The 15,492-nt window shown below is 73.9% G+C and carries 16 protein-coding genes and 1 riboswitch; of the genes, 11 read left to right on the top strand and 5 right to left on the bottom strand.

What is annotated here, in order from left to right; genetic code table 11:
- Nucleotides 1–1,075, bottom strand: a 1,075-nt coding sequence (locus VFW24_01145) for a trehalose-6-phosphate synthase (GenBank protein ID HEX5265355.1), incomplete at its 3' end; no start/stop codon positions are given.
- Nucleotides 1,076–1,167: 92 nt separating this feature from the next.
- Here VFW24_01145 and VFW24_01140 point away from each other — a divergent pair.
- Nucleotides 1,168–2,160 carry a glycerate kinase gene (locus tag VFW24_01140; GenBank protein ID HEX5265354.1) on the top strand — a complete coding sequence of 331 codons (993 nt, stop codon included), beginning with the start codon at nt 1,168–1,170 and terminating at the stop codon, nt 2,158–2,160.
- On the opposite strand, the gene VFW24_01135 is transcribed toward VFW24_01140, so the two are convergent.
- Nucleotides 2,134–3,024, bottom strand: a complete 891-nt coding sequence (locus tag VFW24_01135) for a glucosyl-3-phosphoglycerate synthase (GenBank protein ID HEX5265353.1) — start codon at nt 3,022–3,024, stop codon at nt 2,134–2,136. The two genes, VFW24_01140 and VFW24_01135, sit on opposite strands and share 27 nt — an antisense overlap.
- A 67-nt stretch (nt 3,025–3,091) precedes the next feature.
- A riboswitch (SAM riboswitch) is annotated at nt 3,092–3,179 on the top strand.
- Nucleotides 3,180–3,186: 7 nt separating this feature from the next.
- On the opposite strand from VFW24_01135, the gene VFW24_01130 reads away from it, so the two are divergent.
- From VFW24_01130 to groL, 3 genes are all read left to right on the top strand, one after another.
- The gene (locus VFW24_01130) at nt 3,187–4,428 is read left to right on the top strand and encodes a threonine synthase (protein ID HEX5265352.1); all 1,242 of its coding nucleotides are present in this window, start codon (nt 3,187–3,189) and stop codon (nt 4,426–4,428) included.
- Nucleotides 4,428–4,703, top strand: a complete 276-nt coding sequence (locus tag VFW24_01125; protein ID HEX5265351.1) for a ubiquitin-like small modifier protein 1 — start codon at nt 4,428–4,430, stop codon at nt 4,701–4,703. The genes VFW24_01130 and VFW24_01125 overlap by 1 nt, the downstream gene beginning before the upstream one ends.
- Nucleotides 4,704–4,838: 135 nt before the next feature.
- Nucleotides 4,839–6,464 carry a chaperonin GroEL gene (gene groL, locus VFW24_01120; protein HEX5265350.1) on the top strand — a complete coding sequence of 542 codons (1,626 nt, stop codon included), beginning with the start codon at nt 4,839–4,841 and terminating at the stop codon, nt 6,462–6,464.
- 31 nt (nt 6,465–6,495) lie between these two features.
- On the opposite strand, the gene VFW24_01115 is transcribed toward groL, so the two are convergent.
- Nucleotides 6,496–8,184 (bottom strand): SpoIID/LytB domain-containing protein, encoded by a 1,689-nt coding sequence (locus tag VFW24_01115; GenBank protein ID HEX5265349.1) that lies wholly within the window; start codon nt 8,182–8,184, stop codon nt 6,496–6,498.
- A 44-nt stretch (nt 8,185–8,228) separates the two neighbouring features.
- Here VFW24_01115 and VFW24_01110 point away from each other — a divergent pair, with 44 nt between their 5' ends.
- From VFW24_01110 to VFW24_01100, 3 genes are read left to right on the top strand one after another with little or no spacing between them, the layout of a single operon-like run.
- Entirely contained in the window at nt 8,229–8,912 is a 684-nt protein-coding gene (locus VFW24_01110) for a chlorite dismutase family protein (GenBank protein ID HEX5265348.1), read from the top strand.
- Nucleotides 8,909–9,688, top strand: a complete 780-nt coding sequence (larE, locus tag VFW24_01105; protein HEX5265347.1) for an ATP-dependent sacrificial sulfur transferase LarE — start codon at nt 8,909–8,911, stop codon at nt 9,686–9,688. The genes VFW24_01110 and larE overlap by 4 nt, the downstream gene beginning before the upstream one ends.
- Nucleotides 9,685–9,924 (top strand): NIL domain-containing protein, encoded by a 240-nt coding sequence (locus tag VFW24_01100; GenBank protein HEX5265346.1) that lies wholly within the window; start codon nt 9,685–9,687, stop codon nt 9,922–9,924. Before larE ends, VFW24_01100 begins: the two co-directional genes overlap by 4 nt.
- On the opposite strand, the gene VFW24_01095 is transcribed toward VFW24_01100, so the two are convergent.
- On the bottom strand, nt 9,921–10,091 hold the full coding sequence (locus VFW24_01095; GenBank protein ID HEX5265345.1) for a hypothetical protein: 171 nt from the start codon (nt 10,089–10,091) through the stop codon (nt 9,921–9,923). The two genes, VFW24_01100 and VFW24_01095, sit on opposite strands and share 4 nt — an antisense overlap.
- Nucleotides 10,092–10,130: 39 nt before the next feature.
- On the opposite strand from VFW24_01095, the gene VFW24_01090 reads away from it, so the two are divergent.
- The 4 genes from VFW24_01090 to VFW24_01075 are packed head-to-tail and all read left to right on the top strand — an operon-like array spanning nt 10,131 to nt 14,667.
- On the top strand, nt 10,131–12,503 hold the full coding sequence (locus tag VFW24_01090; GenBank protein HEX5265344.1) for a [protein-PII] uridylyltransferase: 2,373 nt from the start codon (nt 10,131–10,133) through the stop codon (nt 12,501–12,503).
- Between the two features lie 33 nt (nt 12,504–12,536).
- Nucleotides 12,537–13,259, top strand: coding sequence for an NUDIX hydrolase N-terminal domain-containing protein (locus tag VFW24_01085; GenBank protein ID HEX5265343.1), 723 nt, complete (start codon nt 12,537–12,539; stop codon nt 13,257–13,259).
- Complete coding sequence (locus VFW24_01080; protein ID HEX5265342.1) at nt 13,256–13,912, top strand: amidase; 657 nt, start codon at nt 13,256–13,258, stop codon at nt 13,910–13,912. Before VFW24_01085 ends, VFW24_01080 begins: the two co-directional genes overlap by 4 nt.
- The gene (locus tag VFW24_01075; protein HEX5265341.1) at nt 13,885–14,667 is read left to right on the top strand and encodes an amidase family protein; all 783 of its coding nucleotides are present in this window, start codon (nt 13,885–13,887) and stop codon (nt 14,665–14,667) included. The genes VFW24_01080 and VFW24_01075 overlap by 28 nt, the downstream gene beginning before the upstream one ends.
- Nucleotides 14,668–14,670: 3 nt before the next feature.
- On the opposite strand, the gene VFW24_01070 is transcribed toward VFW24_01075, so the two are convergent.
- A partial coding sequence (locus tag VFW24_01070) for a PAC2 family protein (GenBank protein ID HEX5265340.1) occupies nt 14,671–15,492 on the bottom strand: 822 nt, incomplete at its 5' end.

Raw genomic sequence — 15,492 nt, 5'->3', positions numbered from 1 at the left:
CGTAGCGCTCGAGAGCGGCCACCGACCGCGGGAAGTTGTCGTCGTCGAACAGGAGGACCGGGGTCCACGAGTCCGTGCCCCAGCGCCCGTTGACCATCTCGGCGGCGGCCTCGACCTCCCGGTGGTAGCCGAGGTACTCGGCCAGTCCCTCGCGCGACGGGTAGCAGAAGGCGGAGAAGACCACCTTCTCCCGCAGGTCGGCCCGCACGCCCAGCAGCTCGTCGAAGGCGAAGAAGCCCCGCACGATGTTCTTCGACGGCTCCATGCGGTCGACGCGCACGATCAGGCGGCGGTCCCCGACCACCTCGTCGAGGCCCCGGCCCGCCTCGGCGCACGCCTCCGACGCCGCCACCTGCTCGAGGTTGGCGGCGGCCGGCGGAAGGGGCGCCACGAACGTCGGCGGTGCCGCCCCGAGCACCCGCTCGGCGCACGCCCGGAAGCCCGCCTCCCAACGGGGGGAGTGGAAGCCGCACGCGTCGTAGGCGGCCAGCCCCTCGAGCAGCTCGACGGCCACGTCCGTGGGCACCACCTCCAGCCACTCCGGGCTGCAGAAGGGAGTGTGGTGGAAGTGGACGGGGCGCAGGTCGGGGCGCTTGGCCGCCAGCTTCGGCGCGACCAGGCAGAGGTGGTAGTCCTGCACGAGAACGGTCGCGCCGTCGGGGGCCTCGTCGGCCAGCGCCCGGGCAAAGGCCTCGTTGTACGCCCGGTACCCGTCCCACGCCTGGCGCCAGTGGCGGTCGAAGCGGGGCCGGCGGGGCAGGTCCCAGAGGTGGTGGTGCAAGAACCACAGGGTGGAGTTGGCCACCACGTCGTAGGCCATGCGGTAGGTGGCGGGGTCGATGTCGAGGCAGCGGAAGCGGAAGCCCTCCGCCTCGACCACCCCGCCCGCCGCCGCCTCCCGGTCGGCGTCGCTCATGGCCGCGGCCACCCAGGTGGCGTCGGTCCCCGCCACGAGAGGCCCGAGGCTGGCGATCAGCCCGCCCCCGCCCCGGCGGGGCACGAGCTTGCCGTCCCGATCCCGGGCGAAGGACACCGGGCCGCGGTTCGAGGCGATCACCAGCTGGGGGGTGTCCACGGCGCCGCCACCCTACCCAGGAGGGGTCGGGAATCCGACTCCCCGCCGGACGCGGAGCGTCACATCCCGCCGGAGGCGGGAGAATCGACACCGTGCCCCGCCTCGTGGCCGCCCCGGACAAGTTCAAGGGCTCGGCCCCCGCCGCCGACCTGGCCGCCGCCGCCTGCGCCGCCGCCGCCGCCGCCGGCTGGGAGTGCGACCCGGTCCCGGTGGCCGACGGGGGGGAGGGCACCCTCGAGGTCCTCGGCGGCCCCAACCGCCGGACCGAGGTGACCGGCCCACTTGGTGGGCCCGTGCAGGCCGAGTGGCGCCTCGATGGCCCCACGGCCGTGGTGGAGATGGCCCGGGCGTCGGGGCTGGTGCTGGCCGGCGGCGCCGCCGGCAACGACCCGCTGGAGGCGACGACCAGGGGGACCGGGGAGCTGGTGCTGGCGGCGGTGGGGGCGGGCGCCCGCCGGGTCGTGGTGGCGGTGGGCGGCTCGGCCACGACCGACGGCGGCCTGGGCGCGGTCGAGGCGCTGGCCGGCCGGGTCTCGGGCATCGAGCTCGTCGTGGCCTGCGACGTGGAGACCCGGTTCTGCGACGCCGCCGGGGACTTCGCCCCCCAGAAGGGGGCCACCCCGGCCCAGGTGCTGTTGCTCCGCCGGCGCCTGGAGCGGCTGGTCGGGGACTACCGCCGCCGCTTCGGCGTCGACGTGTCCGAGCTGACCGGCGCCGGCGCCGCCGGGGGCCTGGCCGGGGGGCTGGCCGCCCTGGGCGCCCGGCTCGTCCCGGGCTTCGACCTGGTGGCGGAGACCGTCGGCCTCGAGGAGCGCCTCGAGGGGGCCGACCTGGTGCTCACCGGGGAGGGCTTCGTCGACGAGGAGTCCTTCCACGGCAAGGTGGTCGGGGGCATGGCCCGGCTCTGCGCCGAGGCCGGCGTGCGCCTGGTCGTGGTGGCGGGCGAGGTCTACGACGCCCCGCCCGGCCTCGAGGTGGTGTCGCTGACGGAGCGCTTCGGGCCGGAGCGCTCGCACGCCGACCCCCAAGGCTGCGTCCGGGAGGTCGTCGCCGACCTTCTACGCCGTTCTCAGCTCCCCCCGTAGCTGGGCCAGGGGAGGATGGCTCCCGGTACGCACGACCACCAGCTCCCCGCCGGGCCGTTCGAGCACGGCGTGGTCGGGGGCCACGTCGAGCCCGGCCCGCTGGAGGCCGGCGCAGAGCACGGCGGTGGCCTGGGCGGACAGCTCGGCCAGCGGGCGGTTGCGGTGCACGCGGGTGCCGAGGTCGACCTGGGCCAGGGCGCCGGTTCCGGCCAGCGCCGAGACGTCGACCAGGAGCCCCAGCTCGACTCCGTACCCGTGCGAGAACGGAACCTGCTCCAGCACGTCCCGCCTCGCCGCGCACTCGCCGGCCAGGGGCTGGATCACCGACGCCAGGTGCGGGAACAGCACCGATATGAGGGGGCGGGCGGTGAGCTCGGTGACCCTGCCCCCCTCTCCCGGGACGCCGCCGAGGGGGCGGGCGTAGAAGGCCTTCACCAGCGCCACGTCGGGGTCGGTGAGGAGAGGACCGAGCAGCCCGGTCACGAAGTGGGGCCCGAAGTTGGTCACGTCGGCGTCGAGGAAGACGACGACGTCCCCGTCGGCGGCGTCGAGGCCCTCCCACATGGCCCCGCCCTTGCCCGGACCCCACCGCTCGTCCCGGTGGAGGGTCCCGGCCGTGACCACCCTGGCCCCGGCCGCCGCCGCCACCGCCGCCGTCCCGTCCGTCGACCCGTCGTCGACCACGAGCACCTCGTCGACGAGGCCGGCGGGCACCAGCTGGGCGCGGAGACAGGTCACGATGCCCGCCACGGTCTCGGCCTCGTCGCGCGCGGGCATGACGACCGAGACGGAGAGCCCGGCCTTGGCCGCGACCAGCTCGGGCAGGTCGAACTCAAGGTGGTGGTGGCTGCGCACCGATGTCACCTCCGAAGTCTTACCCGGGTTAACCGCTTTGACGGGCCGGCCCAGGTCAGCCACCATTTACCCTGTTAATTCATCAAGAGCGGTCGAGGGACGGGCCCGACGACGCCGCGGCAACCAGCAGCCCCTGCCAGGTGCCAATGCCCGATCGATGAGGAGGATGCAGTGCCGTTCATAGAGGGCCTTCGGTGCCGCGAATGCGGCCGCTCCTACCCGGCCGCCGCCCTGCACGTCTGCGACTTCTGCTTCGGGCCGCTCGAGGTCACCTACGACTACGGGGCCATGGCCGGCGCCGTCAGCCGGGAGCGGATCGCCGCGGGGCCCCACACCATCTGGCGCTACGCCGACCTGCTGCCGGTCGACGACACCTCCCCGGTCGACCTCGGCGCCGGCTTCACCCCGCTGGTGCGGGCCGACCGCCTGGCCGGGGAGCTCGGCCTGGGGGAGCTCTGGATCAAGAACGACACCCTGAACCCGACGGGGTCGTTCAAGGACCGGGTCGTGTCGGTCGCGCTCACCAAGGCGCGCGAGCTCGGCTTCAAGGTGGCGGCGTGCGCCTCGACCGGGAACCTGGCCAACTCGGTGGCCGCCCACGCCGCCCATGCCGGCATGGAGTCGGTCGTGTTCATCCCCCACGACCTCGAGCAGGCGAAGATCGTCACCACCGCCGTCTACGGCGGCCGGCTGGTGGCGGTGAGGGGGAACTATGACGACGTGAACCGGCTCTGCGCCGAGCTGGCCAGCGAGCACCCGTCGTGGGCCTTCGTCAACGTCAATGTCCGCACCTACTACGCCGAGGGCTCCAAGACCCTCGCCTTCGAGGTGGCCGAGCAGCTGGGCTGGCGGGCGCCCGACCACGTGGTCGTCCCGATCGCGTCGGGGAGCCAGCTGGTCAAGATCCACAAGGGCTTCGGGGAGCTGGCCCAGCTCGGGCTGCTGGACGGCGACGCGTCGGGCCTGCGGGTGTCCGGGGCCCAGGCCGAGGGGTGCTCCCCGGTCGCCACCGCCTTCGCCGAGGGGACCGACGCCATCCGGCCCGTCAAGCCCTCGACCATCGCCAAGTCCCTGGCCATCGGGAACCCGGCCGACGGGTGGTACGCCCTCGACGTCGTCCGCCGGACCGGTGGCGCCGTCGGGGCGGTGTCGGACGCCGAGATCGTGGAGGGGATCAAGCTGCTGGCGCGGACGGAGGGGATCTTCGCCGAGACGGCGGGCGGGGTCACCGTGGCCACCCTGGCCAAGCTCGCCGGCCAGGGCGTGGTGCGCCCCGACGAGGTCGTGGTGGCCTACGTGACCGGCAACGGCCTCAAGACAGTCGAGGCGGTGGCTCCCCAGTGCGGGCCCACCGCTACCATCGACCCCACCCTGGAGGCCTTCTCGGAGGCCGTCTCCGTCGAGGAGAGCTGATGACCGTCAAGATCCGAGTCCCCACCCAGCTCCGGGAGCTGACGGGTGGGGCCGGGGAGGTCACGATGGAGGGGTCCACCGTCCGGGAGGCCCTTAAGGCCCTGGACTCGGCCCACGCCGGCTTCGCCGAGCGGCTCTTCGACGAGTCCGGCCAGCTGCGCCGCTTCGTGAACGTGTTCGTGGCCGACGAGGACGTCCGCTTCCTCCAGGGCCTCGACACCCCGGTGACCGACGGCCAGACCGTCAGCATCGTGCCCGCCGTAGCGGGGGGATAGGGAAGCACCCTCCGGTCCGTGAGGGCCGTGGATTAGCACTCTCAGGGCGCGAGCGCTTGCGCGCGGCGCCTCCCGCGTGGAATCCTGTTAGCACTCAGACGTTGAGAGTGCTAACCCCCGGGAGGGAGCAGAGCGATGCCCAAGTTGATCGCCTTCGACGAGACCGCCCGCCGGGCCCTCGAGAGCGGCATGAACCAGCTGGCCGACGCGGTCCGGGTGACCCTCGGGCCCAAGGGCCGCAACGTCGTCCTGGAGAAGAAGTGGGGCGCCCCCACCATCACCAACGACGGCGTCTCGATCGCCAAGGAGATCGAGCTCGAGGACCCCTACGAGAAGATCGGGGCCGAGCTGGTCAAGGAGGTGGCCAAGAAGACCGACGATGTGGCCGGCGACGGCACCACCACCGCCACCGTGCTGGCGTGGGCCATGGTGCACGAGGGCCTGCGCAACGTGGCCGCCGGCGCCAACCCCATGTCGCTGAAGAAGGGCATCGAGGCCGCTGTCGAGGCCGCCGTGGCCTCGCTCAAGGACATCTCCAAGGACATCGAGTCGAAGAGCCAGATCTCCCAGGTGGCCGCCATCTCCGCCGCCGACACCGAGATCGGGGAGATGATCGCCGAGGCCATCGACAAGGTGGGCAAGGACGGGGTCATCACCGTCGAGGAGTCCCAGACCTTCGGCATGGAGATGGACCTGGTCGAGGGGATGCGGTTCGACAAGGGCTACATCTCGCCGTACTTCGTGACCGATCCCGAGCGGATGGAGGCGGTCCTCGAGGACGCCTACATCCTCCTGGTCGGCTCGAAGATCTCCGCCGTGCGCGACCTGCTGCCGATTCTCGAGAAGGTCATGCAGTCCGGCCGACCGCTGGTGATCGTGTCCGAGGACGTCGAGGGCGAGGCCCTGGCCACCCTCTTGGTCAACAAGATACGCGGCACGTTCAAGTCGGTTGCGGTCAAGGCCCCCGGCTTCGGCGAGCGCCGCAAGGCGATGCTGCAGGACATGGCCATCCTGGCCGGCGGCCAGGTCGTCACCGAGGAGGTCGGCCTCAAGCTCGAGAACGTCACCCTCGACCTGCTCGGCAAGGCGCGCAAGGTCGTGGTGACCAAGGACGAGACCACCATCGTCGAGGGCGCCGGCGACGACGCCGACATCAAGGGCCGCATCAACCAGATCAAGACCGAGATCGACAACACCGACAGCGACTACGACCGGGAGAAGCTGCAGGAGCGCCTGGCCAAGCTGTCCGGCGGCGTGGCGGTGATCAAGGTCGGCGCCGCCACCGAGGTGGAGCTCAAGGAGAAGAAGCACCGCATCGAGGACGCCGTGTCGACCACCCAGGCGGCGGTCGAGGAGGGCGTCGTGCCCGGCGGCGGTGTCGCTCTGCTGCGCAGCCGGCAGCGCATCCTCGACGTGGCCGAGAAGCTCGAGGGTGACGAGGCCACCGGAGCCAAGATCGTGGCTCGCGCCGTCGAGGAGCCCCTCAAGCAGATCGCCGTCAACGCCGGCCTCGAGGGCGGTGTCGTGGTCGAGAAGGTGCGGGGCCTCAAGAAGCCGGCCGAGGGCCTGAACGCGGCCACGGGTGACTACGAGGACCTGTTCGCCGCCGGCGTGATCGACGCCGCCAAGGTGACCCGCTCGGCGCTGCAGAACGCGGCGTCGATCGCGGCGCTGTTCCTCACCACCGAGGCGGTCATCGTCGACAAGCCCGAGAAGGAGTCCGCCCCCGCCATGCCCGGCGGCGGCATGGAGGACTTCTAGTTGATGGCGGCGGGCACCCGGATCCTCCGGATCACGCCCGCCGCGTGCGGCGGGGACCCCAACCCCGCCGCCATGCAACGCCGCTAGCCGCAAGCACGACCAGTCCGGCCCACCGCAGGGGGCTTCCCCCCGGTGGGCCGGATCGCGTCCCGGTGTGGTTGCCCGTCGCACCCACCGGCCGCGCCGGGCTCACCGACTCGCGCAGCGCCGAGCTGTCGGACGGCAGGGCCTGCAGCGTCTCGGCGGGCGGGGGTGGCGGCGGGGCGGTGGCGGCCACCGTGTCGTGCAGGGTGAACAGGTTGGACTTGAGCCCCAGTGCCGCCGCGAAGCCGATCCCGCTCGTGATCTCCGGTCCGGAGCTGCCCTGCATGGTCACGGTGAGGGCGCGCCCCGACGGGCCGACCGTGCTCACCGCCACCGAGGTGAGCCGGCCCGGGTAGCCGAGCCGGGACCCGACGTCGGCCAGGGCCAGCGTCAGGTTCCAGGGATCGGGGTTGGTCGTGTAGTATGGCGCCGCCCGCAGGTACGGGTAGCTGCCCGCCCCGGGGCCGAATCCCTCCTCGGGGGACGCCTCGAAGCCGCCGCCGTTGGCCGAGAACACGGTGGCGGCCAGGCCGCCCCCGTAGGTGAGGACGTAGCCGGTCGTGGTGGAGACCGCGCGGTCCTGGGCCGGGTACTCGTCGGTCTGGCCGACGTACACCTGGCAGCGGTCGTCGTCGCAGATCTCGCCGGCGGCGGCCATGCCCCGCAGGGCGTAGGTGCGCTCCACGATGACCTGGGCCTGCATCGAGGTGAGGGGCCAGGATGGGTTCTGGACCTCGCCCATGCCCCGGAGGTACTGCTCGACGTCGAGCTGGTTGACGAGGTCGAGGGCGGAGCCGGCCCCCTGCGCCTCGACCAGGCCCCGGTAGCGCCGCCCGGTGGCCACCACCCCGACCACCGAGTCACCCGAGGGCACGGCCCACAGCGGCCGGCCCGACCGGGCCGTGCCGGCCGGCCCCGACCCCGGCCGCCCGCCCGGACCGGTGGTTCCCCCCGGGGCCGTGGTCGTGGTCGTGCCGCCCGGCAGCCCGCCGGGAGAGGGGGTGGTCGGCAGGGGGGACCGGGGGGCGGTCGTGGTCGTGGTCGTGGTCGAGCTGGTGGACGAGGTGGTGGTCGTCGGCAACGGCGGCAGGGTGACGCCGGGGTTGAGAGCGGAGGCGTGGACGGTGGCGGCGGGGTGGCCGGTCGCGGCGGCTGCCTGAGCGCCTCCCCCGCCTCCCCCCAGCACCGTCGCCGTGTACGTCCCGCCCGAGAAGCGGAGGTCGACCCCGCCGCCGGGCGGGACCTTCAGGGGGAAGCCGGGGGACTGGGCGCCGCTGACCGCGTCCTGGATCTGGCCTCCACCCGGCAGCTCGACGGTCGTGTCCCCGCTCCCCGAGGAGAGCACCTGCACCCGCACCGCCCCCCGGTCCGTCGCCAGGCTCGTGCCCGGGTAGAACTGGCCGAGGATCTGGCGGGTCCCGGCGCCGGCCTGGCCCATCGACAGGGCCCCGTCCTGGGACAGGCCCACGCCGTGGCCGAAGCCCCGGCCGCCGACCACGACGACGGAGACGCCGCCGGCCGAGGCGGCAGGGCCGGCCGGCGGGGCGGCGGACGCGGCAACCGGGAGCGCGACCGATCCGGCCGCCAACCCGGCCGCCACTCCGGCCAGCGCCCCCCTCCACCTCCCTGACCGCAAGCCGACCATCCTGCCCGACCTCACGACGCAATTACCCTGAGCCCATGGACGCCCCCGTTTCTCCGGCCGCGGGCTGGGGTGTGCTCCACCTCTTTTTCCAGATCGGCCCATCCGCAGACCCCGCCGCCGTGGCGGCGGCGGTGAAGGGGGCGCGGGAGGACGGCCACCAGGTGGTGGGCTTCGCCGTGCTGGGGCACAAGGCCGACGCCGGGGTGATGGCCCTCGGGCCCGACCTGTGGCGGCTGCGCCGGCTGCAGGCCGACCTGGTCGGGGCGGGCCTGGAGCTGGTCTCCTCCTACGTGTCGCTGACCGAGCTGTCGGAGTACTCGGCCGGCCTGCCCGAGGAGACCAAGCAGGCCCGGCTGTACCCGAAGCTGCCCCCCGAGGGGATGACTGCGGTCTGCTTCTACCCGATGTCCAAGAGCCGCCGGCCCGGCGCCAACTGGTACTCGCTGCCCTTCGAGGAGCGCAAGGACCTGATGTACGGGCACGGGGCGGTGGGGCGGCGCTTCGCCGGGCGCATCGTCCAGCTCATCACCGGGTCCACGGGACTGGACGACTGGGAGTGGGGAGTCACCCTCTTTGCCCGCAAGCCCGACGACCTCAAGCAGGTCGTCTACGAGATGCGCTTCGATCCCGGCTCGGCCGTCTACGCCGAGTTCGGCCCCTTCTACACGGGCCTGCTCGGGGAGCCCGACGAGCTCGTGGCCCGGCTGACCCGGCCGTGAGCCTCGACGGCCTGCAGGACACCCTCAGGCGGATCGGCCCGGTCGTGGTGGCGTTCAGCGGGGGCGCCGACTCGGCGTTCCTGGCCCGGGTGGCCCACGACACGCTGGGCCGCGACGCCGTGCTGTGCGCCACCGCGGTGTCGGAGTCGCTGGCGCCGGAGGAGCAGGCCGACTGCGCCGCCCTGGCCGAGGAGTGGGGGCTGCGCTGGACACCGGTAACGACGCGGGAGCTGGAGCGGCCGGAGTACGTGGCCAACGACTCCATGCGCTGCTTCCACTGCAAGGCCGAGCTGATGACCGTCGTCGGTCCGCTGGCCGAGTCCGAGGGGGCCACCGTGGTCCTCGGGGTGAACCTCGACGACCTCGGTGACCATCGACCGGGCCAGCAGGCCGCCGCGGACGCGGGGGCCCGGTTCCCCCTCGTGGAGGCGGGCTTCACCAAGGAGGCGGTCCGGGACTGGTCGCGCCGCCTGGGCCTGCGCACGTGGGACAAGCCGGCGGCGGCGTGCCTGGCGTCGCGCGTCCCCTACGGCACGCAGGTGACCGTGGGCGTGCTGTCCTCGGTCGCCGCCGCCGAGTCGGGGCTGCGCCGGCTCGGCTTCCGGCAGCTGCGCGTCCGCCACTACGGGAACCTGGCCCGCGTCGAGCTGCCCGGGGAGGAGCTGGCCGAGGCGGTCCTTCGGCGCTCGGAGGTGTCCGCCGCCGTCCACGCCGCCGGCTACCGCTACGTGACCCTCGACCTGGACGGTTTCAGGTCTGGCAACCTGAACGGGTGACGAACGTCAGGGTCAAGCTGACCTTCCCGGAGCACCTGGTGAAGCAGCCGATAATCGCCCGGATGGTGCGGGAGTTCAACGTGCTGCCGAACATCCGCCGGGCCAGCGTCGAGGAGACGATGGGCTGGATCGTCTGCGAGCTCGGGGGGGAGGCCGAGTCGGTGGAGAAGTCGATCATCTGGCTCCGCGACCTCGGCGTGCAGGTCGACCTCCTGGCCGACGTCGTCGAGGGCTAAGAAGTCTGCCAGCCGGCGTCCGACACCTTCCGCGGCTCGTAGAAGAGGCAGCCGTCGGGGCAGGCGAACGGGAGGTCGGTGTTGGCCCCGAGCCGGCACCGCTCGGTCTTGTCCCCGCTGCGGGTCGTCTGCATCACGTAGTGCCGGCAGTCGGAGTTAACAGCCACGTCACATATGGTGCCACCCCGAAGTAGCAGGCTGGCACCATGACGGTCGACCCGGCGCCGGACGGCGGACAGCCCGAGCACTTCCGGGCGGCGCGCGAGACCCTGCTGGCCCGCACCGCGCTGTCGGGCTCGGCGTTCTGCCGGGCGTACGCGGGACTGGCCGACGACTTCCTCGGGGTGCTGGCCAGCGCGGCCGGCATCACCGACGGCTCGGGCATGGCGCTGGTGGCCGTCGGCGGCTACGGGCGGCGCGAGCTGTGCCCCGGAAGCGACCTCGACGTGACCCTCGTGCACAAGGGCCGCTCCAGCCCCAAGGCGGCGGCCGACGCCGTCTGGTACCCGGTGTGGGACACCGGCGTGGGTCTCGACCACAGCGTGCGGAGCATGAAAGACGTGCTGACCGCCGCCAGCAGCGACCTCAAGGTGGTCCTCGGCCTGCTCGACGGCCGCCTGGTGGCGGGGGACCGGGCCGTCGCCATGGAGCTGATGGACAAGGGGGCGGAGCGGTGGCGCCGGGGCGCCGAGCGCTGGCTGCCCGAGCTCCTGGCCTCCACCGAGGACCGCCACCGCCAGTTCGGGGAGGTGGCCTTCCTCCTCGAGCCCGAGCTCAAAGAGGGCGAAGGTGGCCTCCGCGACCTCGCCGCCCTCCGCGCCCTCGCCGTCGCCGCGCCGGTGGTCGAGGACTGGCGGGCCGAGCCCCAGCTGGCCGAGGCCCACGAGACCCTGCTGGCCGTCCGGGTCCAGCTCCACCGCCAGGCCGGGCGGTGCCAGGACCGCCTGCTGCTTTCGGAGCAGGACGGGGTGGCCGCCGCCCTGGGCTACAACGACGCCGACGCCCTGATGGGGGCGGTTGCCACCGCGGCCCGGGGGTTGGCGTGGGCGGCCGACGACGCCTGGCGCCGGGTCTCGGCCTGGCTGGCCGGGCCCAAGGGGCGCCGGGGCGGCGCCGACCGCCCGCTGGGACCGGGGCTCCTCCTCCGGGACGGCGAGGTGGCCCTCACCGCCAACGCCGACCCCGAGGACGACCCGTCGCTCGCTTTGCGGGCGGGGGCGGCGGCGGCCGAGCTCGGCGTGCCGCTGGCCCGCTCTTGTGTGGGCCGGCTGGCCGGCGGGGTCCAGACCCTCGACGGTCCGTGGCCGCCGGAGGTGCGCAACGCCCTGGTGCGCCTGCTGGGCGCCGGCCCCGCCGCCATCCCGGTGCTCGAGGCCCTCGACCACACCGGGGTGCTGTCCCGGCTCCTTCCCGAGTGGGAGCCGGTGCGCAACCGGCCCCAGCGCAACGCCTTCCACCGCTTCACGGTCGACCGCCACCTGTGCGAGGCGGCCGCCAACGCCGCCGCCCTGGTGCGCCGGGTCCGCCGCCCCGACCTGCTGCTGGTGGGGGCGTGGCTCCACGACATCGGCAAGGGCTACCCGGGGGACCACACCCGGGCCGGCATGGAGCTGGTGGCCCGCATCGGGGCGCGCATGGGCTTCCAGCCCGCCGACGTCGACGTGCTGGTGAAGCTGGTGCAGCACCACCTGCTGCTGCCCGACGCCGCCACCCGTCGCGACGTCGACGACCCCGCCACCGTCGCCACGGTGGCCGAGGCGGTGGGGGACCTCGACACCCTCGAGCTGCTGGCGGCCCTGGCCGAGGCCGACGGCCAGGCGACCGGTCCGGCGGCATGGGGGCCCTGGAAGGCGGGCCTGGTCGACACCCTCGTGCGCAGCGTGGCCGCCACCCTCACCGGGGCCCCGTTCGAGGCCCCGCCCGGCCTGCCGACCGACGAGCACCGCCGGCTCATGGCCGCAGGTGGGGTGCAGGTGGCGGCGGCGGGCACGACGGTGACGGTGGTGGCGTCCGACCGCCCCGGCCTCCTGGCCGCCGTCGCCGGGGTGCTCACCCTGCGGGGCCTGGACGTCCTGTCGGCGGCGGCCGCCTCCGAGGACGGGATGGCGGTGGAGGTGTTCGAGGTGGCCCCCGCCGTCGGCCAGGACGGGCTCGGGGGCCAGGCGGTGGCCGACGCGGTGCGCGACGCGGTGCACGACCTGGCGGCCGACCTGGAGGCGGCCTTCGCCGGCCGTCTCGACCTGGAGACGGCCCTGGCCGACAAGGAGCGCACCTACGCCCGGTCCCGCCGGCCCCGGGCCGCCCGCCCCGCCGAGGCGCGCGTGATCATCGACAACGGGGCGTCGGACGCCGCCACGGTGATCGAGGTGCGCTCCCCGGACGCGGCCGGGATCCTGCACGGCATATCCCGCACCCTCGCCGACCACGGGCTCAACGTGGTGTCGGCCAAGGTGTCGACGCTCGGCCACGAGGTCGTGGACGCCTTCTACGTGGTCGGTCCCGGGCGGGCCAAGATCGTCGACGAGGCCGATATCGAGGCGCTGCACGCCGCCTTGATGGGCAGGCTCGGGCGCCGGTAGGCCCCGGCGGCGCCGGCGGTAGCCTCCCGGCCGGTGCCTGTGGACGCCCACACCGTCCAGGAGATGATCCGGTGGAGCGAGGCCCTGGCCGGCATCGCCCGCACCGGCCTCGGCTTCACCGACAACCTCTACGAGCGCGAGCGGTTCGAGGAGGTCCTGCGGGTCGCGGCCGACATCCGCATGGCCGCCGCCGCCCGGCTCGAGGAGGCCCTTCCCGGTGGACCGCACGGCAGCGCCGACGAGGTGGTCGAGGAGTGGCTCGAGACCGTCGGCGAGGGCGTCGCCGGCTACGTCACCCCCAAGGTGGCGGTGGGCGCGGTGGTCGGCAACGAGGCGGGCGAGCTGCTCCTCGTGCAGCGCGGCGACTCCGGGGTGTGGCTCTACCCGACCGGGTGGGCCGACATCGGCTACTCGGCCTCCGAGGTCGTGGTCAAGGAGGTCAAGGAGGAGACCGGGATCGACTGCGAGCCGCTGCGGCTGATCGCCGTCCTCGACGGGCTGCGCCTCGGCTTCACCCGGGTGCCCCTGTACTCGCTGGTCTTCCTGTGCCGGGCCACAGGAGGGGAGCTGCGCCCCCATCCCCTCGAGACGCGGCAGGTGGGTTGGTTCTCCGAGGACGGCCTGCCCAGCCCGCTGGCCGGGGCGGAGAGGTGGGGCCCGCACGCCTTCGCCGCGCTGCGGGGGGAACGGGTCGACGTGCTGTTCGACGCGCCCCGCCGGCCGGCGTGGCGCGAAGACGGGGAGGAGACGCAGTGACCGAAGCAGCGGGGACGGTCGTCGCCACGGCCGAGGCCGTGCGACGCGGGGAGCGCAAGGCCGTCGAGGTGCTCGACGCCTGCCTGGCGCGCATCGACGAGCGGAACGCCGAGCTCAACGCCTTCGTGCACGTTGACGAGGAGGGAGCCCGGACCGCCGCGCGCGCCGTCGACGACGCCGTGGCCGCCGGCCGCGACCCCGGGCCGCTGGCCGGGGTCCCGTTCGGGGTGAAGGACCTCGAGGACTGCGCCGGGATGGTGACGTCGCACGGGTCGCTGCTGTTCAAGGACCACCCTCCGGCCGGCGCCGACTCGGTCCACGTGGCCCGGCTGCGCGCCGCCGGCGCCGTTCCCGTCGGCAAGACCGCCGCTCCCGAGTTCGGCACGGTCTGCTACACGTCGACGCCGGCGTGGGGCACGACCCGCAATCCCTGGGATCCGGGCCGGACGCCGGGAGGCTCGAGCGGCGGCTCGGCGGCGGCGGTGGCCGCCGGCCTGGTGCCTTTCTGCACCGCCAGCGACGGCGGCGGGTCGACGCGCATACCGGCGGCGTTCTGCGGCCTGGTCGGCCACAAGCCCAGTTCGGGCGCATCCCGCACCCGCACTTCGGCGCCTCGGAGACGGCGGTGTTCGGGGCCCTGGTCACGACCGTGACCGACGCCGCCCGCCACCTGGACGCCACCGCCGGGCCCGACGACCACGACCGCTGCTCCCTGCCCCCGCCCGGGCTGTCCTACGAGCGGGCGGTCGAGGAGCTCGACGTGGCGGGCCGGAAGGTGCTGTGGTCGGTGGACCTCGGCTTTGCCCAGGTGGATCCCGAGGTGGCGGGACTGGCGGAGACCGCCGCCCTGGCGCTGATCGACGCCGCCGGCCTGACGCCCGCGGAGCGGGGGGTGCAGCTGAGCGATCCGGTGCGGGTCTGGCTGTCGGCCGGCTCGATGGACACCTGGATGAACCTCGAGCCGGGGATGTGGCCCGAGCGGGCCGACGAGCTCGACCGGCCGGCGCGGGTGGCCCTCGAGGCGACCGAGGGGCGCACCGCCCCGCAGATGGCCCGGACCATGGTGCGCCGGGCCGGGTTGGAGGACGAGGTGGCCGAGCTGTTCTCCGACGTCGAGGTCCTGCTCACTCCCACCACGGCCATTCCCGCCTTCCCCGCCGAGGGGAAGGTGCCGCGGGAGATCAACGGGGTCGAGGTGAAGCCGGCCATGGCCATGGCGGTGCCGTTCACCATGCTGGCCAACCTGTGCTGGAACCCCGCCGTATCCGTGCCGGCGGGGGTGACCTCGGACGGGTTGCCGGTGGGCCTGCAGATCATGGTGCGCCGCCACGCCGACGAGGTGGCCCTGCGCCTGGCCCGCGTCTTCGAGCAGGCGCGGCCCTGGCCGCGGACCGCGCCCGGCTGGTAGCCGCTACTTGGGACCGTGGTCCCGGAGGAAGCGCTCCACCTCCGCCGCCAGCGACTCCGCCCCCTCGATCTCCAGCTCGAGCTCCGGCTCCTCGTCCTCCTCGAGCTGGGCCACGTACTCGGCGATGTCGGAGTCGGCCTGGACCAGCTCGTTGACCTTGGTCTCGTACTCGGCGGCGGCCTCCTCCAGCTCGCGCGTGCGCACCGGCACGCCGAGGAGGGCGGCGGTCTTCTCGATGAGCGCCAGCGCCGCCTTCGGGCTGGGGGTCTGCCCGACGTAGTGGGGGACGGTGGCCCACAGCGACGCCGACGGCACGCCGGCCTGGCGCAGGGCGTCGCCGAAGGCGCCGACGATGCCGGTCGGCCCCTCGTAGCGCGACCGCTCCAGATGCAGGCGGGCCGCCAGCTCGGAGTCGGCCGCCGTGCCGCTCACCCGCACCGGCCTGGTGTGCGGGACGTCGGCCAGCAGGGCGCCGAGCGTCACCACCATCTCCACTCCCAGCGCCTCGGTGACCGAGATCAGCTCGGCGCAGAAGCGGCGCCAGCGGAGGTTGGGCTCCGTTCCCGCCAGCAGCACGATGTCGTGGGGCAGGTCGGCCATCACCGCGCAGCGCAACTCGTTGGTCGGCCATTCGATCCGCCGCTCGTGGTCGTCGGTGAGCCGGACCCGGGGCCGGGTCAGGCTGAAGTCGAAGTACTCCTCGGGATCGATCGACGCGAACGACCGGGCGCCCCACAGCTCGGAGAGGTAGCCGACCGACGCCGATGCCGCGTCGGCGGCGTCGTTCCAGCCTTCGAAGGCCGCCACCAGAATGGGGCGCCGCAG

Source organism: Acidimicrobiales bacterium (assembly GCA_036273495.1).
Taxonomy (GTDB): domain Bacteria; phylum Actinomycetota; class Acidimicrobiia; order Acidimicrobiales; family JAJPHE01; genus DASSEU01.
Note: the sequence above shows the minus strand (reverse complement) of the source record. Positions and strands in the feature narration are given on the sequence as shown.

Coding starts and splice junctions, on each gene's coding strand:
- VFW24_01125 (HEX5265351.1), top strand. CDS start 4,428: ATGACCGTCAAGATCCGAGTCCCCACCCAGCTCCGGGAGCTGACGGGT.
- VFW24_01090 (HEX5265344.1), top strand. CDS start 10,131: ATGACGGTCGACCCGGCGCCGGACGGCGGACAGCCCGAGCACTTCCGG.
- VFW24_01110 (HEX5265348.1), top strand. CDS start 8,229: ATGGACGCCCCCGTTTCTCCGGCCGCGGGCTGGGGTGTGCTCCACCTC.
- groL (HEX5265350.1), top strand. CDS start 4,839: ATGCCCAAGTTGATCGCCTTCGACGAGACCGCCCGCCGGGCCCTCGAG.